Here is a 26,653-nt window from a genome sequence, read left to right as displayed (position 1 = left end):
GCAAGCGGGGAGAGGTGAAGGACAGTGCGCTCGCGGTGTGAACGAACATCATGCCTCTAATCCGTGTACCTGATCCGCGGATCGAACACCGCGTAGAGCATGTCGACGGTGAAATTGGCGAACACCACCACGACCGCGATGAACATCACGAGGTTCTGCACGATCGGATAATCGCGCCAGCGGATCGCCTCGACCAAATAGCGCGCGACGCCGGGGATGTTGAACACCGTCTCCGTCACGATCAGGCCGCCGATCAGGAACGCCGCCTCGATGCCGATCACGGTGATGACCGGCAGGATCGCGTTCTTCAGCGCGTGCTGATAGTTCACCGCCGCCTCGGAGGCGCCCTTGGCGCGGGCGGTGCGGATATAATCCTGCCGCAGCACCTCCAGCATCGAGGAGCGCGTGATGCGCATGGTCAGCGCCGCGCTGCGGAAGCCGACGGCGGCGGCGGGCACGGCGTAGGTCGCGAACGCCTCGAGCCAGGTCTTCGGATTGGGATTGAAGATCGGCATCTGTCCGAACATCGCCACCGAAGCGGTGAGGATCAGAAGGCCGAGCCAGAACGAGGGCAGCGACAAGCCGCTGAGGCTGACGACGCGCAGCGCGTAGTCGAGCTTCGTGCCCTGCTTCACCGCGCTGATGACGCCCAAGGGAATGCCGATCGATGCCGAGAACAGCAGCGCTAGGCCGGCGAGCTTTGCCGTGATCGGAATTCGCGGCAGGATCTCCTGCAGCGCCGGCTTCTCCGAGACGTAGGAGAAGCCGAAATCGCCGCGCAGGAAGCCGCTGATCCAGTGCCAATATTGCACGATCAAGGGACGGTCGATGCCGAGCTCTTTCTCCAGATTGGCCTTGTCGGCGGGATCGACATAGCCGGCGGCGGCGAACAGGATGTCGACGATGTTGCCCGGCACGATGCGCAGCAGGAAGAAGATGACGACCGAGATCCCGAACAGGGTCACGAGCATCAGGAACAGGCGCCGCACCAGATAGGCAAACATGCTTCGCCCTCCGCGCTACTCGTCAGGCCCACGCGTTACTTGTCGAGCCACACATCCTCGTAGCGGAAGCCGTTGTAGGAGCTGTTCGACATGATGGTGACGCCCTTGACGTGCGGGTGCCAGCAGGTGCCGGCCCGGGCATGGAAGATGATCGGGCGGGCGACGTCCTCCTGCAGCTTCTTGTCGATGTCCCAGACCAGCGGCCGGCGCTTTCCGATGTCGGTCTCCTGTGACTGCACGTCGAACAGCTTCTCGATCTCCCTGTTGCAATAATTGGTGTAGTTCCGTTCCGAGCCGCAGGCATAGTTCTCGTAGAATGACTGGTCGGGATCGTCGACGGCATTGCCGGTCAGGTTGAGGCCGAGCATGTAATCCTTGCGCGCGACCTTCGGGAACCAGTTCGCGGTCTCCACGACGTCGAGCTCGCCGTCGATATAGATGCTCTTGAGCTGGTCGATCAGGATCACGGCGGGGTCGCGATATTCCGCGATGTTGCGTGTCGAGACTTTCACGGCGAGGCGCTTGTCCGGACCATAGCCCGCCTTCTGCATCAGCTTCCTGGCTTCCTCGCGGTTGGCGTTGATGTCGCGGCCATAGCCCGGAATGGTCTCGAGCTTCTCCTTCGGCATGCCCCAGATGCCCTGCGGCGGCGGCAGCATGGTGCCGCCGATGTCGCCCTGGCCTTCGAACAGGATGTCGATGAACGCCTTGCGGTCGAGCGCGAGCGCCATCGCCCGGCGGATGTCGATGTTGTCGAACGGCGCCGAGCTCGAATTGACGATGATATTGGTCGAGACGTTGGTCGGCTCGACGACGCAGGTCGCGTTCGGCGCCTGCGACTTGATGTCTTTCAGCAGCGGGATCGTGATGTGCGTCGGAAAGGTCATGTCGAACTTGCCGGCGACGAAGGCCAGAATCGCGGTCGAGCGGTTGGTGATGATGGTGTACTCGATGCCGTCGAGATGGGGCAGGCCCTTCTTCCAATAGTCCGGATTGCGCGTCAGCTTGATCGATTCATTGGCCTTGAACTCGACGAACTTGAACGGCCCGGTCCCGATCGGATGGGTGCGCATGTCCGCCGGCGAGACGTGACAGGGATAGACCGGCGTGTAGCCGGAGGCGAGCATCGCCAGCAGCGAGGGCTGCGGCCGCTTCAGGTCGAAGGTGACCTCGAATTCGCCGCCCGTCGTGACCTCGTTGACCTCGCTGTACCAGGCCTTGCGCGGATTCTGCCGCAGCTTCTGCTGCGACTTGCCCATCAACAGGTCGAAGCTGCATTTGACGTCGGCCGAGGTGAACGGCTTGCCGTCGTGCCATTTCACGCCCTGGCGCAGCTTGAACGTCAGCTTCTTGTTGTCGCTGCTCCAGGACCAGCTTTCGGCGAGGTCCGGCCGCAGCGTATCCGGGGTGTTCTGCGCGATGTGCTGATCGTAGATGAGGAGATTGTTGAACACTCCCATGAAGGGAATGTTGATCGAATAGGTCGCACCTTCGAGGATCGAGGCGTTGGCCGGACTGTCGCGGTGATACATCCGCAAGATCCCGCCCTGCTTGGGCTCGCCGGCGAACGTGGCGGTCGAGGCCGTCAGCACAGATAGCGCCGCCATTGCGGCGAGCGCCCACACGCTCCGCATGCTCATCCTCCCTGGACCTCGGCCTTTGCGGCCCGTTTGTCCAGACGATAGCGAGCCACGTGCAGCGAGGCAACCCGCAAGGCCTCTGCGCGCTCGACAATTCGGATGACGGAATATCGAAGGGCGCTCCTCGCGCCATGCGAGAGTGCAAGTGCGAAGGGCATCACGTCATGGCGTTGCGGGAGCCGCGGCGAAGGTGTGCTCCCTCCCCCGCTCTTGTCCGCCGAAGCCTTGGCGAAGGCGGATGCGGGGCGACGAGCTGCGCTCGCGCCGGGAGGGTTGGGGAGAGGGTGTCTCCGCGTTGGGTGTTGAGAATCTGCCGAGCATGTCCCCGCGCGGTGAGAGCCCTCACCCGCCGCGCTCTGCGAGCGCGTCGGCCTCTCCCGCAGCGGGAGAGGCGAAGCAACCCTCACACGATCCGCGAGGACTTGTTCCCCCAGTAGCGGTCGCGCAGCAGCCGCTTGTACAGCTTGCCGGTGGGCAGCCGCGGCAATTCCTTCTCGAAATCGACCGAGCGCGGCACCTTTTGCCGCGACAGCGATTTGGCGCAGAACGCGATCAGCTCCTCGGCGAGCGCCGGGCCCGGCACCACGCCCGGCATCGGCTGCACCACCGCCTTCACCTCCTCGCCGAGATCGGCATTGGGCACGCCGAATACGGCGGCATCGGCGACCTTGGGGTGGGTGATCAGCAGGTTCTCGCATTCCTGCGGATAGATGTTCACCCCGCCGGAGATGATCATGAAGGTGGCGCGGTCGGTCAGGTAGAGGAAGCGGTCGGCATCGACATAACCGACGTCGCCGACCGTGCTCATGCTGCCGTCGGCCGAGCGCGCCTCCCTGGTCTTCTCCGGGTCGTTGAAATATTCGAACGGCGTTGCCGTCTTGAACCAGACCTGGCCGGGCGTGCCGGTCGGGCACTCCCGCATGTTCTCGTCGAGAATGTGCAGGTCGCCGAGCAGCACCTTGCCGACGGTGCCGCGATGCTCAAGCCATTCCTCGCTGTTGCAGGCGGTGAAGCCGAGGCCTTCGGTGGCGCCGTAATATTCGTGGATGATCGGTCCCCACCATCTGATCATCTCGTCCTTGACCTGCGGCGGGCAGGGCGCGGCGGCGTGGATCGCGATCTCCAGCGAGGACAGGTCGTAGTGGGCGCGCACTTCCTCCGGTAACTTCAGCATGCGCGAGAACATCGTCGGCACCAGCTGCGTGTGCGTGATGCCCCATTGCTGGACGAGCTGGAGATAGCGCTCCGGATCAAAGCTCTCCATGATGATCACGGTGCCGCCCATGCGGATCGTGAGGTTCACGGCGGCCTGCGGCGCAGAATGATAGAGCGGCGCCGGCGACAGATAGACCATGCCCTCGCGGTAGTGCCAGAGTTTTACCAGGAAATCGAACAACGGTAGGGTGTGAGCCGGCTTCTCCTCCGGCAGCGGGCGCAGGATGCCCTTCGGCCGTCCGGTCGTGCCGGAGGAATAGAGCATCGCCGTGCCGAGCCATTCATCTTCGATCGGCGTCGCCGGCAGGCTGGCGGTCACCTCGGCAAGGCCGACGATGCGCTCGCTCTCGCCCGGTCCGTCGGCGACGATGCAGAGCTTGACCTCGGGACAAGCCTTGATCGCCTCGCGCGCGATGGCGAGCTTCGCGACCGACGTGATCAGGATCTTCGACTGGCTGTTGACGAGGAGAAAGGCGAGCTCACCCGGCGTCAGGAACGAGTTGATGCAGGTGTAGTACAGCCCGGCGCGCTCGCCGGCGCCGCAGGCTTCGAGATAACGCGCATTGTTTTCCATGAAGATCGAATAATGGTCGAGCCGCCTCAAGCCGTGCTGGCGGAACAGATGCGCCAGGCGGTTGCTGCGCGCCTCCAGCTCGCGATAGCTGACGGCTTCGCCGGTCGCCGCCATGATGAAAGCCGGCTGCAGCGGGCGCAGGCGGGCGTGGTGACCTGTGTACATCGATCCTCCGGATGGCGATCAGGCGGCAAGGAGCAGGATCTCGCGCACATCGGCGGGGCCCTCGATCCTGCGCGGGTTGCGTGGAATCCAGTTCGTCCGCATCGCGGCTTCCGCGATCGCGTCGAAATGCTCCGGCGAGATGCGCACCTCGGTGAGGCTGCGCGGCATGCCGAGCGAGCGGATGAAGGCATCGAGCACGTCGGCGGCGTCACGGCCGGGATAGCCCATGGCGGCCGCGACGATCATCTGCCGCTCGGCATTGTCGCGCGCGTTCCAGCGCATCACCGCCGGCAGCATGACGCAGGAGGTGTAGCCGTGCGGCACGTCGAAGGCCCCGCCCAGCACGTAGCCGATGCCGTGGCTCGCGCCCATGGGAACGCCGGCGGCGAGCGCGCCCATCGACAGCCAGGTGCCGATCTGCGCGTCCATCCGCGCGTCGAGATCATTAGCGTCCGGCCTTCACCCGCGGCAGCGCGTCGGCGAGCATGGCGAGGCCCTTCACCGCCTGCGCATCAGCGTAGGGATGCGTCTCGCGCGAGCAGATCGCCTCGACGCAATGGTCGACGGCGCGGATGCCGGTCGACAGGAACAGCCATTCCGGCGTGTGCACGGTGATGGCGGGATCGAGGATGGTCGCGCGCGGCACGGCGAGCGGATGCCGCAGCATCTGCTTCACCTGCGCAGCGCGGTCGGTGACGCCGGCGATCGACGAGAACTCGCCGCCCGCGATCGTGGTCGGCACGCTGACCTGCCGCACGTGAGGGGCTTTCATTTCGGGCGCTGTGCCCTTGTGCACGCGGATGCGGTCGATGCCGGCGATATCGTCGATGCCGTTGGCCAGGCAAAGCTGCACCGCCTTGGCGCCGTCGGTGATGGAACCGCCGCCGATTGTGACGATCAGATCGGCCTCCGCCGCGCGCGCCGCTTGTGTCGCCGCGATCACCGCCTCGCGCGGCGTATGCGCCGGCATGGCGTCGAACAGGCCGGCGCAGCGGGAGCCGAGCGCGTCCTTGATCTTCGTGATTTCGTCGGTCTGCCGGTTCAGCGTCCCCGACACCATCAGGAAGGCGCGGCGTGTTCCCAGCCGGTCCATCTGCGCGACGATGGCGCCTGCCGCCGGATGGCCGAACACGACCTCCTCGATCGCGCCGAACACGACACGTCCCTGGTACACGCCTGTCCTCCCCGGACCATTCGTTGTTGTTGTTGTGGCCGTAATCTAACCGAGCTGGCCGGAGCCGTCATGCGCGAAGACGCTGGCCGGTGGGCGGCGCGGCGGGGCTGTTGCATGTGAGATGCGGGCTGTAGGCCGCTGACTATCTCCACAGCGTCATGGCCGGGCTTGTCCCGGCCATCCACGTCTTTCCCAGCAGCACGAAGAACGTGGATGCCCGGGACAAGCCCGGGCATGACGACCTCTGTGAAATTCCAATGCGCCCAAAGCGGTCAGCACTGGGCCGCCATTCCTCAAAACACCACGCCGACGCGCGTGCCGCGCTTCCAGGCGATGCGGCAGCGCTTCCTGGTGTTGACGTGCAGCAGCTCGAAGCGATCGGGGATCTTCACCTGCCCGCCGAGATCGACGCAGGCGCCGCCCGGCGAATAGTCGATCAGCGTGCACGGGATCACCGGCGCGCGCGGGTCGGTGATGATCTTGGCCTGGCGCGACACCAGGCCTGCGGGCTTCACGCGGACAAACTTGCGCGGATGCTGTGGCACGTCTCCTCCAAGTCCGCAGGTTTCGTGGCGAACATGATGCAGATGAGTTGATGCCATCCAGCTAAGCCGCGCCCGAGAATTTTAATGAAAAGTGTCGGCGACCGCGGAAAGCGCCGGTAGCGGGCTGCCACCCTCCCCTGGAGGGGGAGGGTCGATCGCGCGAAGCGCGAGCGGGGTGGGGTGATCTCTCAACACGGGCAGTGCATCCGCGGAGAGACCGTCACCCCACCCCGTCTCACATGTCGCTGCGTTCAACGTGAGCCGACCCACGGGCGAGCTACGCTCGTCCCGGACCCCTCCAGGGGAGGGTAAAAGCGCCGTGCCCCCCACCTCAGCCCGTCACGCCCACCACCTCCAACCCCGCTGCCACCCCCGGCGTCACCGGCATCGGCACCGTCACATAATCCTTCGGCAGGTTCACCGGCCGGTAGCCCGGCTCCACCGCCATGCGCTTGATCACGCTCTCATGCACATGCGCGCCTTCGGGGATCAGGCGCGGCTCGGCGTCGGGGATGTAGAAGCCGAAATAGACCTTCCGCTCCGGCCATTCCCGGTACGTCGCGCGCTTCGGCAAGAATTCCAGCACGCGCCAGATCGCCGTCATGGAATCGTGCAGCATGCCGGTCTTGCCGGTAAAAGCGGGCTCGACATATTTGAACGGCGAGCTCTTGCGCTGGATGCCCCAGGCGAGCTGGTTCACCGTGCGCGGGTTGAACTTCAGTCCGGCCTTCTCGGCCTCGTCGATCATCCACAGCAGCGGATATTTGGACTCGCCGCTCTCGGCCTCCGGATAGCCGCCGCCGACGTCGCAATGCACGCCGGCGAACCACACCTGCAAAATGTCCTGCGGCACCTTCTGCTCGTCCGGCACGTAGCGGTTGCTCCAGAATTCCTGCGGCTCCTTGTATGGCTTCAGGCGGAACATGCGCCGCCGCTCGTCGATCGCGATCGCCTGCCGGAAGATCCTGATGCTGGGATCGCGCAGCGTGAAGGCGAGCTCCTCCAGGCTCGGCCAGTAAAAGCGGTCGGCGCGCGGCACGATCACGCTCGCCACCGTGTCCCAGACGCCGACGAAGTGGATGGTCGGCCAGCGCGTCGAGGTGATGCGCGCGAACTGCGCGGCGAGGTCGAATTCGTCCTTCGGCAGCGGCCCGCTCTCGTCGAACACGATGTTCTTGATGTCCTCGACATCGTTGCCGCGCCCGCTGCCGGAATATTGCTTGTAGGCGATGAGGCCCGAGCCTGCGAGGTTCGCCTGCTCCGGCGAGATCAGACCGATCTTGTGGATCAGCCCCGCCAGCACGCGCACCGTGTAAGCCCCGCGCGAGAAGCCGAACAAATAGATCCTGTCGCCGGGCGCATAATGCTGGACCAGGAAGCAATAGGAGGACAGCACGTTGTCATCGAGCCCGTATCCGGTGGCGAGGCCCCACACCAGCTTGATGTTGGCCTTCCAGCGCCCCCACGTCGACGGCTCCGTCATGGTCCCGACGCCGGGATCGTAAAACACCATCTGCCGCGGCTGCGTCTTGTCCGTCTTGCGCAGGCAGCGATAGAGCTTCAGGACGTTGGAGATGTTCTCTGAGATCTCGTTGCCGGTGCCGTCGCAGCAGATGACGAGGTTCTTGCCGGCGGGGTGGGGGTCGGGGTTGTGCGCGGTGTCCATGGGATGCGCCTCCGGGTGATGCTACCGGGGCGAGTATAGCGGAATCGCGCGACGGAGTGGAGACGATGCTGCTCTTACCCTCCCCTGGAGGGGGAGGGTCGATCGCGCGCAGCGCGAGCGGGGTGGGGTGATCTCTCCACACGGGCAGTGTCGGATGTTGAGAGACCGTCACCCCACCCCGTCTCACATTTCGCTGCGCTCAATGTGAGCCGACCCTCCCCCTCCAGGGGAGGGTAAGCGCGCCCCCCTATTTCTTCTTCGCCGGTCCGAAATCCGGCTGCCAGGCCGCGTCCTTGCGGCTCGGCGCCGCGGCGATCACCTTGGCTTTTTCCTTTTTCGGCTTCTTGGCCTCGCGGTTGCCGCGTTGCTGTCCCTTGGCCATGTCGCTCTCCGTTGGTTCGAGTTCGCCGAGTTCGTCCGCCTGCAGCACGCGTCCGCGCGGCGTGCAGACGCGCACGTCCATGTAGCCGTCGCGCAGCAGCTTGCGCGCCAGCCGCAATGCGACCGTGGCGCTGCCGCGTCCGATATTGGCGCTGCCATACTCGCTCGTTCCGCTGACGAGGTAGGGCACGCGCATGGTCCTAGCCACGGAGCAGGACCGCAGCGCACACCAGCAGCAGAAGGAAGAGCGGAACGATCAACGGCGGAACGATCCATTCCGAGGCGCGCAAACGCGGCATGGCATGCTCCTCGCGACAAGGACACGACCGTGTCCTGGCTGACTGAATTGACGGCGGGAGCGCACGTGACCCTCAGTCACCGGTCGAAGCCGTAGCGGAAGATGCGGTGATGGCGCCGACCCTACGCCTGTTGCGCGGCGATAGCGAGGGCAAAAGCGCCGCGCGACGATAATGCTGGCTATTGCCGCGAAGGAGGCGCATGGTCTGATATCACCGGCGTCGGTTGGGGCCGCTGTTGCAGCAAGGCAGGCGTGCATGACCATCCGTTCGCGGCGGGAAACCGTCACATTCAAGCATTCGTTCCATATCCGCGGCATCGACCGCGAGTTGCCGGCAGGCGCCTATGAGGTCGTCACCGACGAGGAGCCGATCGAAGGCCTCACCTTCTCGGCCTGGCGCCGCATCGCCACCATGATCGTCGTGCCGGCGGAAGGCGCGCACTGCGCCATGGAAACGGTGTCGATCGGCTCGGTCGATCTCGCCAACGCGCAAGCCGCTGACGCGAGCGCGCGCCAATGACCGACCACACCGTCGATCTCGACAAGCATCGCGGCATGGCCGCGCAGAAGGCGACCGACCTGCGCCGCGCGCTGGCCGATGTCGAGAACAATGTCCGCCAGCTGCGCGAGCGCGAGGCCGATCTCGAGCACCGCCTGATGACGGTGCCCGCCGCCTCCTGGTCCGAAGCCGCGGTGAAGGCGCGCTATCTGCTCAACCTCTATGCCGCCAGCCTGCCCGCGGAGGACACGCGCCACCGCGCGCTTGTGGCCGCGCTGTTCGACGATTTTGCCCGGCTCTCGGAGGAGGAGAGCTGAGGCGAGCCGGCCGCTCGCGTCCCGTCAACCGCGCGCAAAGTCGCGGACGGCGCGCGGGCGGTCGCCCCGGCCTCGCTTCCGGCTTGCCGCGCCGGAGCTTCAGCGCAGGCAGCTTGCCGCGCCGAAGCATTGGCGAAGGCGGGATCTCGCCGTCGGGCCTATCGATTGGTGCGACGGCTCCAGGCAAGCCATCGCGTAACGGAGTATCTCATGACACTCACGACCATCCGCTTCATCGGCCACGATCAGGACCGCGGCATCGTCCAGTTCTCGATGCAGGACGGAGCCAAGGAGATCGCCTGTGCGATCTCGACCTCCGCGATGGACGACCTCGAGCGCGGCCCGCGCGCCAAACCCAATGAGCGCGAAGCCCAATTCACCCGCCTGCGCGACCGCATCGAAGCCTGCACCGGACGGAAGTACCAGGCAACGGAATTCGAAGGCACGCCGCCGGGCATCGTGCTGCGAAGCATTGATTTTCGCGGGTAGGGAAGGCGCTTCAAAGCACGACGGGATGAGTCTCGATCGCCGCAACGACGAAGCTGCGCCCCCTCTCCCGCGTGCGGGAGAGGGTTGTATCCACAGCGGGGCATTCTCCGAGAGAAGAAAGCACCGCGTAGCGCCACGCTGCCTAAGGCGGCCGCGAACGTCTCATCCTCCGGTGCGAAGACCAAGAGAGCAGCCAGCGAATTGATGTCGACGCTCCGGGACCGCCGCCGGCTCCGTTTTCATGTCGGCCCCGGTATCGCTCCGCCGTCATTGCCGGGCTTGACCCGGCAATCCATCGCCCGGGCAGAGTTTTGTTTGAAGATGGAGACGCAGAACGCCATCTGCCGCAGCCGCGTCCGCTCCGATTTGCGCAGGCAGCGATAGAGCTTCAGGACGTTGGAGATGTTCTCGGAGATCTCGTTGCCGGTGCCGTCACAGCAGATGACGAGGTTCTTGCCGGCGGGTGATGGTCGGGTTGTGCGCGGGGGTCCATGGGGCGCCTCCGGGGGATGCTACCGGGGCGCGTATAGCGGGAAACTGAGCGAAGCGATATCTCGTTGGCATGTGCGGCTAAGGATCAGTCTCGATGGATTGCAGCTCCTCGGCCGAGGTGGAGTCAGGTTCGTCTGAGTTCGGTGACGACAAGAGTTCAGTCGTCTCGATCTCGGGCAGCAACTCGACTGATCGTAGCTTGCGATCAATCGCCCGTTTCCGAACCGAAACTTTGTCAATCGTGTTTGAAGCCTCTTGTAGCTTCTTTTGCACGCTATCTATAATTGAGCCGTACTTGTTGAATTCGGTCTTTACGGCACCGAGAATCTGCCAGACCTCGCTAGATCTCTTTTGAATGGCCAGAGTTCTGAAACCCATGCGCAAACTATTCAAAAGCGCAAGCAGGGTTGTGGGGCCGGTTACGAGTATTCGATTCTCGCGCTGAAGGTAATCTGAAAGGCCGGGCCTTCTGATGACCTCAGCGTAAAGGCCTTCGGTCGGCAGAAACAAGATTGCAAAGTCAGTGCTGAAAGGCGGATGTATATATTTGGTTGCGATGTCATTCGCCGCGTGCCGAATACGTGTCTCCAGGGCCTTCGCGGCCGAATCGACAGCTTCTACGTCGCCCCGTTCTGAAGCATCAATCAGTCGTTCATAATCTTCAGTCGGAAACTTCGCATCGATTGGCAACCAAAGCGGACCACCTTCGCCACCCGGAAGCTTGATCGAAAACTCGACCCTCTGATTACTTGCCGGTCTTACTTCAACATTCTTTTCATATTGATCCGGCGCCATCGCCTGCTCAAGAATGCTAGCTAATGTAACCTCTCCCCAAGTGCCTCTGGCTCTTACATTTGTCATCATGCGCTTGAGATCGCCGACACCTGTGGCCAAGTTCTGCATCTCTCCTAAACCGCGGAAGACCTGTTCGAGCTGATCACTGACTTGTTTGAAGCTATTGTTGAGCCGCTGCTCCAACGTATCGTGAAGCTTCTCATCGACCGTCGCTCGCATCTGTTCAAGTTTTGCCGCGTTGTCGCTGCGAATGACCTCGAGACGAGCTTCGACGGTGGTGCGAACCCCTTCTTGAGCCTTCTCTAGTCTTTCAGTTAGCGAAGATAGAGTGTCGTTTACATTGCCCAGCCGTTCGCTTTGCAACCGGCTCGACTGAGTGAGCGAGTCATTGACACTAGTTCCGAGCCGATGAAAGCTGTTACTGAGTTCGTCTTTCAGAGCGCGGGCCGTCTCCGTGTGCCCTGTCAAATTTTGATCAAGCTTTTGCTCAATCATGCCTCGAAGGCTGTCTCGATTTGTGACTGCCTCCGATCTTATTTTCTCGAGGTCACCGTCTAGTTTGGATGCTATTCCGTCGGTGCGCCCTTCGATTGATAGGATTCCGCTATCGAGGCGTGCCGAAAACTCCCTAATCTGTTCGTTGATGCCCCGCCCAAGGGTACCGAAGCCAACGATGATTGCCTCTTGAAATTTGGCTAGCAAATTTGAGAGTTCTTCTCTAACGCCACGTGATTGATCCTCAGTGGTCCGGCGAAGCACCTCAGTTTCCTCGCGAAGTAGCTTGCCAAGCGCGACCAGCGAAAGTTCTTGAGTCAATCGGCGATTGGACAGGTAAGTCAAGAGTGAGAAAATGACGGCAATCAGGCTAATCGCGCACGATGCTGACAATAGCGAAAGAGTTAAATCCATGTGCTCCCCCAAAGGAAATCTAGCGAGCGACCTCTATCCAATTCTCCTTGCCACGTTTTCCAACGCAGATACGTCCGACAATGCTCTTGGTTGAAATGTCGTAGAGTGCACCGACCTGATAAACGCGAAAACCGAACATCGCTCTTGATTCAGAGGATGTTGCTAAATGTCGATTGTCCGGCGATATAATTGCAGCTTCCACCCGATACTTTCCGCCGGTCTTAGCGGACGTGAGTTGGTTAGCAATCTCGGGCCATCTCTCGATGCCCTCTGTATTGCGACGGATACCCTTGAGCATCTCGATCAGGGGCTCGAGCCGATAAGGGGCGTGCGGCGTCAGGAACTCGAAATGAATAGAGAGCCCGGTTAGCTCGCAGGTGCGAATATCATCAGGATGGGCCGCACGACCGCTCCACGCGCACATCTGACGTTCCGTGGGCGCGCAAAACGTCCCGGTTGATGACCGCTGCGCTACCTGCTCCAAGAGTCTCACACCGGACAAACTGCTACTCACAAAATAGCGCTTCAGAGCCCGCTTGCCGGTTAACGAGCACGTCTCAAGGCCGATTGGCAGAACCTTCTTGCCGGTTATCTCGCATTTTTCGAGAACTCCGGCTCTCACAGGATGGCCGGTTATCTCGCACCTTTCAGCCTCGTCGATCGCCATGGGCTGTCGTGTCTCATGACACAAGATGAACTCTTGCTTATGTCCTGTCCTTCCTGACGCTAGCGATTGCATTGCTTCGTCCGACCTATACTCCTTGCCCGAAACTTGACTGATGGCGAGTTCGTCGAACAGGAAGTCAGACTTAGTGAAGGCGCATGGTCGAAAATGCTCCGCTTCGGCTTTCTTTCCGCTCATTGCCGAAGTTTTGAGGAATTCGATCGATACGAGCTTTCCCGTCACTGCTGACAAGTCGGCTTCCTCGCGGAGAATGCGCTTGCCGCTATGTCCGCAGACGACAGTGAACTCCGGAAGAGCCAGGCGTCCACTTGTCTCCGATTTTGTAAGGAGGTGTCGGAGCACGTAGGCCCCGGTCATGTCGCATCTGGCCAAACAATGGGTGGGAACGGTCTTCCCGGATTTCGAGCATAGGTTTAGTTCGGGTGCGCGAATGAGCGCTTTGTCGTGTGGCCGGACGACGAGAAGGCTCTCGTACTCATCTTCAGAGTCGATGGTGTACCGTACTTTTACCCCGATCTCCCTATGCACTCTTCCGTCTAGTCCGACGAGCGTCATTTCCAGTCGAGGTGTGAACTCGTCTTCCAATTTTTTGCGCTTGCGTGCATCGGACGCGCGCGTGGTCTCCTGTTCCCGGCGTTCCAAGTAGAAGCGTGAGAACTCAGAAATGCCCTGATCCGACAACGTGGCTCTCTGAAGTCTATCGATGTCGATGCCAAGTGATTGAGGTTTGTCGAACGCTTTCGGAATGGGACTGATGGCGGTTTTGCCGCGTTCGCTTCGATGGTCTTGACTGTTGCAGTCGACGCCTATGAGTCGTTCGTAGCTATCGTGAGCTACGGTGGCTCGAACGCGTAACAGAGCCGATCCGTCGAACATTCGGATGCCGTCGATTAATTCTGAGGACGCGAAGTGGCCACCGATTTGCGTAATCCATGTCTGGGCGATTTCTCGAGATGCTCGGGTTGGATCCTGGTCGAGGTCATCGACTTCGTGCAATCCGCTTGCGACGACGCGACTCACAAGGCGCTGAAAGGCCGGCGTCCCGGGTGCGTATAGTGTGGTTTGTCTGGTCGGGTCGATCGGTTCTGCGAATCTGATGTATTCGCGTCCGCCATTCTCTTCAGCGCGTATTAGGCCGTCAGGTTCCTCAGTGTGTTGAACTCTGAGGAATTTGAGCGCGGCCAACGTGAAATCGCGAGGGGGGAGCGACCGCTCATTTTGTGGGAGCGTTGGAGTGCGAGGACCAGTATATTCGGCTTCGTCCATGCCGCCGAGCATGGAGTTGATATTTTCTTCTTCGCGTTCCAACTCCAGCTTGGCGTCCTCAATACTCTTTTCGGCCAGTTTAGTAGCTCTTTCGACGTCCTTTCCTGCTAGTGCGGCCAGCACAAGATCTAAGATCTTGTCCTCAAAGCCTGATGCTCCATCTTCATCTCCGTCGCCGACATCTGCGCCTTGGAGTAGAGCTTCTACGTCTCCGACGGCGTGTGACGCCATCTGAAGTTTTTCCATCAATCTGCCGACAATGTAATCTTCAAAAGTCCCTCGGAGAGTGACGTTGTAGATGCTTACAAACGCGTGCCCCGAAGCGAGACGTTGCACGCGCCCGATCCGCTGTTCGACAATCATCGGATTCCAGGGCAGGTCGTAGTTGACGAGCACGTTTGCGATCTGAAGATTGACGCCCTCGGACCCTGCTTCCGTTGACACGATGACCCTGTAGCGCGGGGGCGTTTCACGGAAGAGCCTTATGGTCTCCTGATTTCGCTCTCCCGAGTCGCCGTTGATTATACCGACCTTCAGCCCGTGGCCTTCTAGGAAGTTCTGTATTGTGGTTTGGGTCTCTCGCCGAATCGTGAATACGACGAGCCTCCAGCTATCGGGATTTTCCTTTTTTAGCTTTTGTATGAGGTTGTTGAGGCCGAGAAGTTTTGCTGTCAGGGGCATCTGTGTGACGATGCCTTTGACCGAAGCGGCAAGGTCGGTCGGTACAGATCCGTTCCGAGCCATGTTGTCCAATTGTGCCGACAGTGCTTCGGGACTGCTTGTTAGTGCCTGTAGTATCGAGATTTGAGTAAGCCGATTGAGTTTTTGAATTGGCTTTGCGATCGCCTTGATGAGCTGCAGTTCTCCCGCGGTGGGGTCTACCTCGTGTCGCAGAACCTTTCTTTCGGGAAAGTAGAGCTTGGCATCACCCCGACGTACGCGAGACATGTAACCGTAGACGATTGATCGAAATTCGTCCCTAGCCTCTTCTTTTAGTTGACGCGCTCCGTCCCGAGGATCGGCGACAAACTTGCGGATAAACATGCCCTCGCTGCCGAAGGGATTGTCGTGGCCGCGAGCAACGGTCAGCAGGTCCACGAGGGAATAAAGATCCCAAAGTCGGTTTTGAATGGGCGTGGCGGTCAGCATTAGGACGTAGGGAAATCGTCGCTCCTCAAGCGCTGTCCGAAAGCGCTTCGCGACCTGCGGTGTGTTGGGAACGCCGTAAAGATTTCTGAGCTTGTGTGCTTCATCCAAGACCAGCATTTGGAAGCGGTCTTCCGGAAGCTTTTCGAGATATAATCTCGCCGAATTGTAGGTAGTGATTACAGCGCCGACTTCGTCAGGTTCAGCAGCAAGTAGCTCTTTTCCAAAGGCAACGATGCCAGGAATGTTGAACTTCGCCTCCAGCTCCTCCTTCCATTGCTGGGCGAGAATTTTTGGACAAACGATCAGGACTTTAGACAGTCGAGATCGAACCACAAGTTCGCTAATGATCAAGCCGGCACTGATCGTTTTCCCGAGGCCAACGTCGTCCGCGAGCAGAGTTACCGGAAGTCGTCGACAGAAGGTAATGAGGTTGGTTACTTGGTGATGATAGGGGGTGAGGCGATCGCTCCATCTCGGTGTGGATTTAAAGTCCTCAGCTCGATCAATCACGATAGGCTCGGTCAGATCCCACTCGAGACCTGCCCGGTAAATTCGATATTCGTCGGGTTCTTTGCTTCGGCTAAGAATCTTCGACTTAAATTCAGTGGCGACGTCCATCCTCCTGCCCCAACCAAAGATGTGCTCAACCGCAAGATGCTCGGTGCTACTCTTGCGGGCAAGTGGCACTTTCGTCGGTGCGCTACTAGCCTACCGTCGCTCAAAACAAAAACGGCCGGATCTCCCGATCCGGCCGCTACTCAAACTCGTACTCGGCTAAGCCTACGCCACGCGACGCAACCTAGCCCCCGCCCAATTCCGTAAAACTCAGCTCGCCTGCTTCGCCGGCTGCGCGTCGCCGACCTTCTTCTGGATGGCGCGCTTCAGCTCGACGGCGCGCGGGGAGAGCGCGTCGGTGCTCGCCTTGAGCAGGTAGGCGTCGAGGCCGCCATTGTGGTCGACGCTCTTGATCGCGTTGGTGGAGACGCGCAGGCGCACGTTGCGGCCGAGGGCTTCCGAGATGAACGTCACGTTGACGAGGTTCGGCAGGAAGCGGCGCTTGGTCTTGATGTTGGAGTGGCTGACCTTGTGGCCGACGAGGGGGCCCTTGGCCGTCAGTTCGCAGCGGCGAGACATGGTAGAAATCCTCAATGTTCGAACCCCCAACGAGTGCGGCCGCCATTTCGGCGCCACGGGGGCAAATTCTGTCGTCCTTGCAGGGAGCGGGCGGACGTATAGGGGGGAAGGGGCGGGTAGTCAAGGATTTGGGGCTGTTGGGATGCGGGTTTTGCGCCCCACCATCGGTGTCATCGCCCGCGAAGGCGGGCGATCCAGTACTCCGCAGCGGCGCGGCCATAGTCGAGAGGCTGCGGCGTACTGGATGCCCCGCCTTCGCGGGGCATGACAGCGGAGAGGCTGAAGCGCCCCCCGTTACCGCCCGATCACCAAAACGGCAATGATTGTCGCCCCTTACCATCACATAAAGGGCGTATTCGCCGCCGAAGAGTCCGGTGGAGTTCTAAGGGGCTGCACGCCCCGACACATTGTTTCTCGCGGTTTTTGGCTTAAGTAACAGCGGATCGCGCCCCGATTGGATTATTTCGTGCCGATAACGCTTCATTTCGCGCAAGTCCTGCGCTCAGCCTGTCTGCGCCGGGGCGTCCATTTGGACGTCCCCTGGGCCGGCCGGCTGATGGCGCTTTGCGGCCTGGCGCTGGCCGTTGCGGGCGGCGCGGCCCCAGTGGCGGCGCAGGGCAAGCTCGAGGCGCAATATGAGGCGACGTTGTCGGGGATTCCCGTCGGCAAGGGCGCCTGGAACATCGATATCCAGGACGACGTGTTCTCGGCGGCGGCCGCCGGCGGCACTTCGGGGCTCTTGAAGTCGTTCACGGGCGGGTCCGGCACCGGCGCGAGCCAGGGGCGCGTGGTCAATGGCGCGCTGGTTGCGACCGGCTACCAGGCCTCCACCACCACCCAGAAGAAGACCGAAGAGATCCGCATCACCCTCGACAAGGGCAATGTGAAGGATTTTGCGATTTTGCCGGAGCCGCCGGTCGATCCGGATCGTATCGTCGTCACCGAGGCGCATCGCCGCGGCGTGTGGGACCCGATGACCGCCTCGCTGTTGCGCGTGCCCGGCACCGGCGATCCGGTGTCGCCGGAGGCCTGCCACAATTCCGCTCCCGTGTTCGACGGCCGCATGCGCTACGAGCTCAAGCTCGATTTCAAGCGCATGGAGACCGTGAAGGCGGAGAAGGGGTACAAGGGCCCGGTCGTGGTCTGCTCGATCTATTTCGTTCCCGTCGCCGGCTACATCCCCGACCGCCCCGTGATCAAATACCTCGCCGCCCAGCGCAACATGGAGATCGCGTTCGCCCCCATCGCCGGCACGCGCATCCTGGTCCCGTTCTGGCTGAAAGTGCCGACCCCGCTCGGGCCGGCCATGCTGGAAGCGACGAGCTTCATCACCGCCCCCCAGCCGCCGCGCGTCGCCAAGACGCAGTGATGCTCTTAACCCTCCCCTGGAGGGGGAGGGTCGATCGCGCGTCAGCGCGAGCAGGGTGGGGTGATCTCTCCGCACGAAGACTGCCCGAGTGGAGAGATTCACCCCACCCCGCGACGCATTTCGCTGCGCTTCATGCGTCACGACCCTCCCCCTCCAAGGGAGGGTAAGAGTGCCCTAGCAAAATCAATCACTTACCTACTGTGCATGGGGTTGTTTTCGTAACAATGAGTTTGGAAGGCCGTCATGGCCGGGCTTGACCCGGCCATCCATCCCCTCGAGAGATGCTCGTCTTTCGATGGATGCGCGGGTCAAGCCCGCGCATGACGAAGACGGGAATCCATTTGACTCCTCCCCGATTCTGATTCGACTCAGCCCCGTCCCCAGCTTTAACCAGTCCGCTCGCTTGTGCGGTCCCGCAAAACTCCATCTAGTGCGCAACCAAGACGAGTCCCGCGACATGTTGCGTGAACGGAACGGGACTCAACGTGGAGTCAGCGATTCGGCCGCGATTCGTTCTAGAGTCGTTCCGAAGCTTAAGGCGAACGGGAAAAGCGTTGCAAAGTGAGAGAGTTGCGCGGGATTCGGGGAGGGCGCGCCCACGCCCTCGGTGTCATCGCCCGGCTTGACCGGGCGATCCAGTACCCCGAGATGTTGCGGTTGAGCCGATGAGCTGCGGCGTACTGGATGCCCCGGTCAAGCCGGGGCATGACAGCGGAGCGTGTGGTTGCCACCCGGCGTTCGGAGACATGGCTGACACCTCGGCGTCGCCTCCTCGCCCCTGTCAGCACTGACATTCGCCCAAATCGCCATTACCTAATCCGATAGACATGGCTTTTTCCTCCTCCCCCTTCGCTTCCGAGCGCGCACACGCGGATCGAGTGCCTGGTGCGGGCGTCACTGCGGTGCTCGGCCCCACCAACACCGGCAAGACCCATCTCGCCATCGAGCGGATGCTGGCGCATCCCTCGGGCATGATCGGCCTGCCGCTGCGCCTGCTCGCGCGCGAGGTCTACAACAAGATCGCCGCCAGGGCCGGCGAGGCCAGCGTCGCGCTCGTCACCGGCGAGGAGAAGATCAAGCCGAAGAACCCGCGTTATTGGGTCTCGACCGTCGAGGCCATGCCGCGGGATCTCGACGTCTCCTTCCTCGCCGTCGATGAGGTCCAGATCGCCGCCGATCTCGAGCGCGGCCACGTCTTCACCGACCGCATCCTCAACCGCCGCGGCCGCGACGAGACACTGCTGCTGGGCGCCGCCACCATGCGCCCGATCATCGAGCGCCTGTTGCCTGGTGTCTCCATGATCACGCGGCCAAGATTGTCGCAGCTCGAATTCGCCGGCGACCGCAAGATCACGCGCCAGCCGCGCCGCACCGCCATCGTCGCGTTCTCGGCCGATGAAGTCTACGCCATCGCCGAGCTGATCCGCCGCCAGCACGGCGGCGCCGCCGTGGTGCTGGGCTCGCTGTCGCCGCGCACGCGGAATGCGCAAGTCGCGATGTTCCAGAACGGCGACGTCGATTATCTCGTCGCCACCGATGCCGTCGGCATGGGCCTCAATCTCGACGTCGACCACGTCGCCTTCGCCTCCGACCGCAAGTTCGACGGCTACCAGTTCCGCCGCCTGACGCCGGCCGAATTCGCGCAAGTCGCAGGCCGCGCCGGCCGCGCCACCCGCAACGGCACCTTCGGCACCACGGGCCGCTGCGCGCCGTTCGAGCCCGAGCTCGTCAACGCGCTGCAGAACCACACCTTCGATGCGGTGAAGGTGCTGCAATGGCGCAATTCGAAGCTCGATTTCTCCTCGCTCGGCGCGCTCCAGGTGTCGCTGAACCTCGCCCCCGGCCACGAGACGCTGACGCGCGCGCCGATCGCCGAGGACATGCGCGTGCTCGATCACGCCGCCCGCGACGGCGAGGTGCGCGATATCGCGCATGGCAAGGCCGCCGTGGAGCGGCTGTGGGACGCCTGCCAGGTCCCGGACTACAGAAAGCTGTCGCCGGCCGCCCATGCCGAGCTGGTGACGACGCTGTACGGCTTCCTGATGCGCAAGGGCTGCATTCCCGATGCCTGGTTCGAGTCCCAGATCACCCAGGCCGACCGCATCGACGGCGACATCGACACGCTGTCGGCCCGAATCGCCCAGATCCGCACCTGGACCTTCGTCGCCAACCGCCCGGACTGGCTGAAAGACCCCGAACGCTGGCAGGGGATCGCGCGGGAGGTCGAAAATAAATTATCGGATGCGCTCCATGAACGCTTGACTGAGCGTTTCGTTGATCGCCGGACCAGTGTATTGATGCGCCGCCTGCGGGAGAACACGAGCTTGAATACTGAAATCGGCAAGACCGGCGAAGTCATCGTCGAAGGCCATGTCATCGGCCGCCTCGATGGCTTCACCTTTGCACCGGATGCGGCGGAAGCCGGCTCCGATGCGAAAGCCTTGCAGGCTGCAGCGCAAGCGGTGCTCGCCGGCGAGATCAACGCGCGCGCCGAAAAGCTAGGCAATGCGCCGGACGAGCAGTTCGTGCTCACCTCCGAGGGCATCATCCGCTGGACCGGCGATGCCGTGGCGCGCCTCGCCGCCGCAGACGATTCGCTGCATCCGCGCATCCGCATCATCTCCGACGAGCGCCTGACCGGCGCCCCCCGCGACAAGGTGCAGGCGCGGCTCGAGCTCTGGCTCAAGACGCACATCGAAAAGCTGCTCGGGCCGATGTTCGAGCTGTCGAAGGCCGAGGACGTCACCGGCATTGCCCGCGGCATCGCCTATCAGCTGGTCGAGGCGCTCGGCGTGCTCGAGCGTCCGAAGATCGCCAGCGAGCTGAAGGATCTCGATCAGCCCTCGCGCGCCGTGTTGCGCAAATACGGCGTCCGCTTCGGCGCTTACCACATCTATTTCCCCGGCCTGCTCAAGCCTGCCGCGCGTGCGCTCGCCGCGCTGCTCTGGGCGCTGAAGCAGGACAATGTCGATCTCTCCGCGCTCTCGGGCGCGCAGCATCTGGCCTCGTCGGGGCGGACCTCGTTCCCGGTCGACAAGGCGCTGCCGCGCGATGCCTATCGTGTGCTCGGCTACAAGCAGGCCGGCGAGCGCGCCGTGCGCGTCGACATCCTGGAGCGCCTCGCCGACCTGATCCGCCCGGCGCTGGCCTGGCGCGAGAACGCGCCGGGCGAAAAGCCCGCAGGTGCGTTCGACGGCCGCAGCTTCGTGGTCACGCAGGCGATGACCTCGCTGACCGGATCTGCCGGCGAGGATTTCGCCTCGGTGCTGCGCGCGCTCGGCTATCGCATGGAGAAGCGCCCGCCGCTGCCGCAAAAGCCTGTCGCGACCGAGCAGGTCGCGGCCGAGACGCAGCCCGCTGAAGGCAGCGCGGAGACCTCGACCGAGATTGCAGCTGAAGCCGTTGCCGGCCTGCCGGCCGAGGCGCCGGCTGCTGAGGCCGCGGTCGAAGCCGTCACCGTCGAAGACGCCCCCGGCATGGAGCCGCACGACGAGCCCGCTCCTGCGGAGGCTCGAGAGGAGGCGGCGCTGGAAGCGTCTCCAGAAGCGCCCGTCACGCCCGAGGACGCTCCCGGCATCGCGCCGCCCGCAGAAGAGGCTGCGACGCCCGCCGAGGCTGCCGGCCTCGAAGCGGCTGCCGCCGAGACCGCCGCGACGGAAGCTGCTGCATCGCCCGATGCTGCCGCGCCTGAGGCGGCAGTCCCCCCCGCCGAGCCCGAACTGGTCGAGGTCTGGCGCCCTGCCGGCCGTCACGAGGATCGCAAGCCGCGCCACGAGCGCCATCGCCACCAGCGCCACAACAACCAGCGTCCGCGGCCCGGCGCTGAGGCTGGCGCTGCACCCGATGCAGCCAGCGCCGCGCCCGGCGAAGCAGCCGACGGCGCGAAGCCGGGCCATCGTCATGGCGGCGGCCATCGCCGCGATGGCGGCCGCGACTTCCGCAAGCCGCGCGAAGGCGGCGAGGGCGGTGAGCGCCGCGACGAGCGCAATCGCAGCTTCCAGGGCAAGGGAGACCGCGACAAGGATCGCGATCGCAATCGCGACAACAAGAAGTTCGGCGGAGATCGCGACAAGGGCCGCGACAATCGCGGCCGCGACCGCGACAAGGGCCGCGACCGCCGCGATCGCGAGTCCGGTCCGTCGCTGCGTCCGTACGCGTCGAGCGCGAACCCGCGCGAGCGCGATCGTCCGATCGATCCGAACTCGCCCTTCGCCAAGCTCGCTGCGCTCAAGGAGCAGCTGGGGCGCAAGGAGTAATCCCACGACGACCGAGCGGCAGCGCATCGACAAATGGCTGTGGCACGCGCGCGTGGTGAAGGCGCGCACCTCCGCGGCCGAGCTCGTCGTCACCGGCCATGTCCGCGTCAACGGCGTGCGCGAGACGTCGCCGGGCCATGCGATCAAGCTTGGCGACGTCCTCACCATCGCGCTCGATCGCACCGTGCGCGTGCTCAAGGTCACCGCCTTCAACGAGCGCCGCGGCGATGCCGCCTCGGCGCGCGTGCTCTACGAGGAGCTCGGGACGCGCAATTAATTGCGTCTGATATTCATTTCTTGGTCGATCAAAGACGCAAAGCCGTCATGATCGGGCCTTCCCGACCTTGCGGCGCCCGGCCATCCGCGCTACGCAAGCCGCGACTTCTAAAAGAGCTTTTCGGAGCGTTGGATGACTTACGTCGTCACTGAAAACTGCATCAAGTGCAAGTACACCGATTGCGTCGAGGTCTGCCCGGTCGACTGCTTCTACGAGGGCGACAACATGCTCGTCATCCATCCCGACGAGTGCATCGATTGCGGCGTGTGCGAGCCGGAATGCCCCGCCGACGCCATCAAGCCGGACACGGAACCGGGCCTCGAAAAGTGGCTCCAGGTCAACGCCGATTACGCCAAGAGCTGGCCGAACATCACCCAGAAGAAAGAATCACCTGCCGACGCCAAGGAATTCGACGGCATGGAAGGCAAGTTCGAGAAATATTTTTCTCCGAACCCCGGCTCCGGCGACTAATTCGCGCCCAAACTTAACCCTAATAGCGGCGCTGCCGCCGAAAACCAGCCCTCAAGACCCCTAAATCATTGATTTTTGCGGGAAATGTGCTATATTGGGCACATTAAGCCGAACCCCGTCAGCCCCGTTGGCCCCTCTGGGTTCCCGTGAAACCAAATGTCGAACAGGGGCGTGGCAGTTTCCGCGCGCAGGCTGTGTCACAGAAAACGCGTAAAAAGAGTACTTCAGCGAGGGCTTCCCATAAGGAGGCCAAAAAAGTCGCCGCGGCCAGCCGTAGCGCATCCAAGGGTCGGACCGCGACGAAGGCGCCGGCTGCAAAGTCCTCGAAGAACAAAAGAAGCGCAATGCCTAACAAGACTGCCAAACCGGCCGCGAAAGCGACCGCTGCCAAGCCTGCTGCCGCCAAGCCTTTGAATGTCAAGCCTGTGACCGCCAAGGCCCCCGCTGCCAAGCCCGCCGCGCCGAAGGCTCCCGTTGCTGCTGCGCCTGCCAAGGCTCCCGTCGCTGCCAAGCCGGCCGCCAAGCCCGCGGCCGCGCCGAAGGTCGAGGAAAAGAAGGTCGTGACCCAGCGTCAGGGCTTCAAGGCCAACGAATTCGTGGTCTATCCCGCTCACGGCGTCGGCCAGATTCTGGCCATCGAGGAGCAGGAGATCGCCGGTGCGAAGCTCGAGCTGTTCGTCATCAACTTCATCAAGGACAAGATGACGCTGCGCGTGCCGACCGCCAAGGTCGCCAATGTCGGCATGCGCAAGCTGTCCGATCCGGCGCTGGTCAAGAAGGCGCTGGAGACGCTGAAGGGCCGCGCCCGCGTCAAGCGCACCATGTGGTCGCGCCGCGCCCAGGAATACGAAGCGAAGATCAATTCGGGCGATATCGTCGCGATCGCGGAAGTCGTCCGCGACCTCTATCGCTCGGAATCGCAGCCCGAGCAGTCCTACTCGGAACGCCAGCTCTATGAAGCGGCGCTCGACCGCCTCTCCCGCGAGATCGCGGTGGTGCAGCACTCGACCGAGACCGAAGCGGTCAAGGAGATCGAGGCCCAGCTCGCCAAGAGCCCGCGCCGCACTGGCGCCAAGGCGGAAGCCGCCGACGGCGAAGCCGACACGGATGCCGAGGGCGATACCGACGATACCGATGGCGACGACAGCACCGTCGCCGACGAGGCCGCGTAAGCAGCTCTCACGTCGATCGCAACAGATCAAAAGCCCGGCCGCTCGGCCGGGCTTTTTGTTCGCATCGTGATGCAGCGGGGGAGGCTCGGCGCTACGCGCCGCGCGGCTGGGTCCAGATCGAGATCGGCTGCTGAATGCCACGGACCGGCCGCGGCTCTCGCGCTTCCAACATCCGAAACGTTGTGGCTGCACCGCCAAGCTCGGCCTTAGCCTGGCTGACGAGGTCGTCACTTGCCACCAGCGCGCAGTCGAAGGTGCGGGTCAAGGCCTCGAGACGGCTTGCCACGTTGACGGTCGCGCCGATCACGGCAAACTCCAGACAGGTCTGCCCGAGGTCGCCGAGCACCACCGGCCCATAATGCAAGCCAAAGCTCACATGCAGCTTTGGCTCGCCTGACGCTGCCCGCTGATCGTTCCAACCCTCCGCCGCGGCGATCATCGCCTGGGCACATCGCAGCGCGTTGCTGGCGTCGTGCTCGCCCGCGAACGGCGTGCCGAACGTCGCCATCAATCCGTCCCCGAGATATTTGTCGAGCGTGCCGCTATGGCGGAAAACCTCCTGCTCCATCAATCCGTGGAATTCCCGCAACGTCCGCACCACCTCCTGCGGCGAGCGCCCATCGGCAAAGGCCGTGAAGCCGACGATGTCGACGAACAGTACCGCGACGTGTTGCGTGCGGACCTGCTTCAACGGTTCGTCCTGTTTGGACAATTCCGCCACGACATTCGGCGAGAAGTAGCGCGCAAGGTTACCGCGCTCGCGCTCCACCGCGGCATGCCGGATCAAGAGGTCGTTGCTGCGGCGGACCGCGAGCGCCAAGGTCACGGCCACGATCATGAATACGACGATCTCCTGGACCCGAACGTGGAATCCGATCGCGCTGGGCGAGATCATTGCAAACAGGCGCTCGTCGCTGCCTGTTGCGGCCGCGATGCGGGCCGTCAGCTCAGGATCGCGATCGGGCTGCCACCAGACCCAGGCGATGCCGATCAACCAGAGCGCAGCCGTCCACATGCCGACCGCTATGACGGTCCGCCAAGTATAGGCCAATGTGGCGCCTGCGAGCAGGACGAAGAAATAGATGAAGTTACCGAAATGGTACTGCATCGCGACCGGCCAATGCGAGGCTTCGAACGGATTCGGAACCACGATCAGGAACGTCAGCAGCGCCAGGTCGCAGAACAGGAGCGCCAATTCCGGCCGCGACAGGCCCACCCGCCCAACTCGGACCTGGGCCCAGCCGATCAGTGCGAACAAGCCGAGCAGCGCCACATAGTAGAGCTGCTCCCAGGCCGGATTGATCGCCATGATCAGGCAGCCGATGACGACGAGGGCGACGTAGCGCGCCCGCACCGCGAGTTGCAGGCCCTCTCGCTTGGCGGAAGCCAGCGCGACTTGTGCGAACTGAACTGTTTCGGCATCGCGCTCGCTCGGCGCGGGCGAAGGCGCAGCCGGCAGGTTGAAGCGCTCGACGAGCATCGTCACGGCAATCTCCTCACTTGGGCCTTGGCCGGTTCAAGTCCGCTGCGTCCTCGCGGAGACGCCCATTTCAGCTCGGTGAACTTCTGCATCGGTCGTGGCCGCAACCGACCCCCACCAGTCCCCCAAGGCATCGATCAATGGCACGAGCGCGTGACCGGCGGAGGTCAGATCGTATTCCACGCGTAGCGGATAACCGTCAAATTCCGTGCGGCTCACGATACCGGCGTCCTCCAGCTTGCGAAGCTCGAGCGCGAGCATTTTGTGCGAGATGGTCGGATTGTCGCGGCGCAGATCGCTGAAGCGCTTGGTGCCCTGCTTCAAATAGTAGATCAGCAGCGTCGGCCAGCGACCGCTCAGAATCTGCATCACTTCCTCGATGGGACATCTCGACACGAGATCCTTCATCGGCGCCTCCAGGTTACAAAAAAGTTCGTAATTTACTTGATGCGGCGAGCGGCTAGGGTCGCATCACCGCTGCGCAGCGTGATCATAAGAAATCACGGAGAATGGATCATGCACCCAATTCTACTCTACGGCTTCCCGAAGGGAAGCTCCATGGGGCTCGTTGCGGCTCTCGAATGGCTGGGCCAGCCATATCGGCTGTGTCGGGTCGACATGATGGGCGAGATGCGAGACCCGTCATACGCCCGCATCAATCCGCGGCACGAGACGCCGGTCTTCATCACCGGGCAGGGCGAGGTGCTGACGGAAACGATGGCGATCGCGGCCTGGTTGGAGGCCAGGGACGTCGAACGGCGCATCAGCTTCGATCCGCTGTCGCGGCAAGCCGATCGCATGCATCAGCTCATGGCGTTCGTGAATACCGGTTTCACCGCCGCCTTCGCACCGCTGTGGGCCGCCTTGGAAGCCGAAGCCATGGAGCCTGCCGCGAAGTCGGTCCTGCGTGCCTTTGGCACAGCAAGGGTCATCGAGCGTCATGACAAGCTCGAAGAAATGATCGGAACGCGGGAATTCGTGCTCGGAGAGCGGCCGACCCTCGCCGACGCCGTGCTCGTCGGCGTCGCGCGTTGGCTCGACTTCCACGCGGTCGCGGAGAAGAGCCGCTGGCCGAAGCTGGCGGCGCTGCGAGCTCGCCTCGAGGCCGATCCCGCGGTCCTCTATGCCACCGCTCTGGAGGACGGCGGCTCTGATCCGGGAACGGGATCGTGCAAGGGTCACGTTGCGCTGGCCGAATTGATCGCGCGGTTCGGCAAATAGGGAAGCAGGG

20 protein-coding genes and 2 pseudogenes are annotated in these 26,653 nt (G+C 62.9%); 9 read left to right on the top strand and 13 right to left on the bottom strand.

Annotated features, from left to right (window positions below; genetic code table 11):
* Positions 1–56 precede the first annotated feature (56 nt).
* The 7 genes and pseudogenes from AC24YW_RS31075 to AC24YW_RS31045 all read right to left on the bottom strand — a co-directional run bounded on the left by AC24YW_RS31075 (position 57) and on the right by AC24YW_RS31045 (position 8,560).
* Entirely contained in the window at positions 57–1,004 is a 948-nt protein-coding gene (locus tag AC24YW_RS31075) for an ABC transporter permease (protein ID WP_487486287.1), read from the bottom strand.
* 35 nt (positions 1,005–1,039) lie between these two features.
* Positions 1,040–2,638 carry an ABC transporter substrate-binding protein gene (locus AC24YW_RS31070; RefSeq protein ID WP_487486286.1) on the bottom strand — a complete coding sequence of 533 codons (1,599 nt, stop codon included), beginning with the start codon at positions 2,636–2,638 and terminating at the stop codon, positions 1,040–1,042.
* Between the two features lie 409 nt (positions 2,639–3,047).
* A complete protein-coding gene (locus AC24YW_RS31065; RefSeq protein WP_487486285.1) occupies positions 3,048–4,598 on the bottom strand; it encodes an AMP-binding protein in 1,551 nt (516 codons plus the stop codon).
* Between the two features lie 18 nt (positions 4,599–4,616).
* A pseudogene (locus tag AC24YW_RS31060) lies at positions 4,617–5,772 on the bottom strand (iron-containing alcohol dehydrogenase).
* 293 nt (positions 5,773–6,065) lie between these two features.
* Positions 6,066–6,317 (bottom strand): PilZ domain-containing protein, encoded by a 252-nt coding sequence (locus AC24YW_RS31055; RefSeq protein ID WP_487486284.1) that lies wholly within the window; start codon positions 6,315–6,317, stop codon positions 6,066–6,068.
* Positions 6,318–6,648: 331 nt separating this feature from the next.
* Complete coding sequence (locus AC24YW_RS31050) at positions 6,649–7,983, bottom strand: T6SS phospholipase effector Tle1-like catalytic domain-containing protein (RefSeq protein ID WP_487486283.1); 1,335 nt, start codon at positions 7,981–7,983, stop codon at positions 6,649–6,651.
* A gap of 247 nt (positions 7,984–8,230) precedes the next feature.
* The gene (locus tag AC24YW_RS31045) at positions 8,231–8,560 is read right to left on the bottom strand and encodes a hypothetical protein (RefSeq protein ID WP_487486282.1); all 330 of its coding nucleotides are present in this window, start codon (positions 8,558–8,560) and stop codon (positions 8,231–8,233) included.
* A 358-nt stretch (positions 8,561–8,918) separates the two neighbouring features.
* Between AC24YW_RS31045 and AC24YW_RS31040 the strand changes: the two genes are divergently transcribed.
* The 3 genes from AC24YW_RS31040 (at position 8,919) to AC24YW_RS31030 (ending at position 9,967) form a co-directional block, all read left to right on the top strand.
* Positions 8,919–9,182 (top strand): hypothetical protein, encoded by a 264-nt coding sequence (locus tag AC24YW_RS31040; RefSeq protein ID WP_487486281.1) that lies wholly within the window; start codon positions 8,919–8,921, stop codon positions 9,180–9,182.
* Complete coding sequence (locus tag AC24YW_RS31035) at positions 9,179–9,478, top strand: hypothetical protein (RefSeq protein WP_487486280.1); 300 nt, start codon at positions 9,179–9,181, stop codon at positions 9,476–9,478. Before AC24YW_RS31040 ends, AC24YW_RS31035 begins: the two co-directional genes overlap by 4 nt.
* Positions 9,479–9,688: 210 nt before the next feature.
* Entirely contained in the window at positions 9,689–9,967 is a 279-nt protein-coding gene (locus AC24YW_RS31030; protein ID WP_487486279.1) for a DUF1488 family protein, read from the top strand.
* Positions 9,968–10,299: 332 nt separating this feature from the next.
* On the opposite strand, the pseudogene AC24YW_RS31025 reads toward AC24YW_RS31030, so the two are convergent.
* From AC24YW_RS31025 to rpmB, 4 genes and pseudogenes are all read right to left on the bottom strand, one after another.
* Positions 10,300–10,410: pseudogene (locus AC24YW_RS31025) on the bottom strand (phospholipase effector Tle1 domain-containing protein); the annotation flags it as partial.
* A 127-nt stretch (positions 10,411–10,537) separates the two neighbouring features.
* The gene (locus AC24YW_RS31020; RefSeq protein WP_487486278.1) at positions 10,538–12,163 is read right to left on the bottom strand and encodes a DNA recombination protein RmuC; all 1,626 of its coding nucleotides are present in this window, start codon (positions 12,161–12,163) and stop codon (positions 10,538–10,540) included.
* Positions 12,164–12,182: 19 nt separating this feature from the next.
* Complete coding sequence (locus tag AC24YW_RS31015; protein ID WP_487486277.1) at positions 12,183–15,881, bottom strand: SNF2-related protein; 3,699 nt, start codon at positions 15,879–15,881, stop codon at positions 12,183–12,185.
* Between the two features lie 207 nt (positions 15,882–16,088).
* Positions 16,089–16,397, bottom strand: coding sequence for a 50S ribosomal protein L28 (gene rpmB / locus AC24YW_RS31010; RefSeq protein ID WP_487486276.1), 309 nt, complete (start codon positions 16,395–16,397; stop codon positions 16,089–16,091).
* Positions 16,398–16,950: 553 nt separating this feature from the next.
* Between rpmB and AC24YW_RS31005 the strand changes: the two genes are divergently transcribed.
* The 5 genes from AC24YW_RS31005 to AC24YW_RS30985 all read left to right on the top strand — a co-directional run bounded on the left by AC24YW_RS31005 (position 16,951) and on the right by AC24YW_RS30985 (position 23,942).
* Positions 16,951–17,766, top strand: coding sequence for a DUF3108 domain-containing protein (locus AC24YW_RS31005; protein ID WP_487486461.1), 816 nt, complete (start codon positions 16,951–16,953; stop codon positions 17,764–17,766).
* A gap of 827 nt (positions 17,767–18,593) precedes the next feature.
* A complete protein-coding gene (locus AC24YW_RS31000; RefSeq protein WP_487486275.1) occupies positions 18,594–22,022 on the top strand; it encodes a helicase-related protein in 3,429 nt (1,142 codons plus the stop codon).
* Between the two features lie 25 nt (positions 22,023–22,047).
* Positions 22,048–22,299: an RNA-binding S4 domain-containing protein gene (locus AC24YW_RS30995; protein ID WP_074447665.1), complete on the top strand. Its 252-nt coding sequence runs from the start codon at positions 22,048–22,050 to the stop codon at positions 22,297–22,299.
* A 132-nt stretch (positions 22,300–22,431) separates the two neighbouring features.
* Positions 22,432–22,770 (top strand): ferredoxin FdxA, encoded by a 339-nt coding sequence (gene fdxA / locus AC24YW_RS30990; protein ID WP_018643465.1) that lies wholly within the window; start codon positions 22,432–22,434, stop codon positions 22,768–22,770.
* A 344-nt stretch (positions 22,771–23,114) separates the two neighbouring features.
* Positions 23,115–23,942 carry a CarD family transcriptional regulator gene (locus AC24YW_RS30985; protein WP_487486274.1) on the top strand — a complete coding sequence of 276 codons (828 nt, stop codon included), beginning with the start codon at positions 23,115–23,117 and terminating at the stop codon, positions 23,940–23,942.
* Positions 23,943–24,033: 91 nt separating this feature from the next.
* On the opposite strand, the gene AC24YW_RS30980 is transcribed toward AC24YW_RS30985, so the two are convergent.
* Together AC24YW_RS30980 and AC24YW_RS30975 are read right to left on the bottom strand one after the other, a co-directional pair.
* Positions 24,034–25,422, bottom strand: coding sequence for an adenylate/guanylate cyclase domain-containing protein (locus AC24YW_RS30980; RefSeq protein WP_487486460.1), 1,389 nt, complete (start codon positions 25,420–25,422; stop codon positions 24,034–24,036).
* Between the two features lie 36 nt (positions 25,423–25,458).
* A complete protein-coding gene (locus tag AC24YW_RS30975; RefSeq protein ID WP_487486273.1) occupies positions 25,459–25,830 on the bottom strand; it encodes a winged helix-turn-helix transcriptional regulator in 372 nt (123 codons plus the stop codon).
* A gap of 108 nt (positions 25,831–25,938) precedes the next feature.
* Between AC24YW_RS30975 and AC24YW_RS30970 the strand changes: the two genes are divergently transcribed.
* On the top strand, positions 25,939–26,643 hold the full coding sequence (locus tag AC24YW_RS30970; RefSeq protein ID WP_487486272.1) for a glutathione S-transferase family protein: 705 nt from the start codon (positions 25,939–25,941) through the stop codon (positions 26,641–26,643).
* Positions 26,644–26,653 lie beyond the last annotated feature (10 nt).

Source organism: Bradyrhizobium sp. USDA3516, from assembly GCF_057651995.1.
This window is presented reverse-complemented; position numbering and strand designations above follow the sequence as displayed.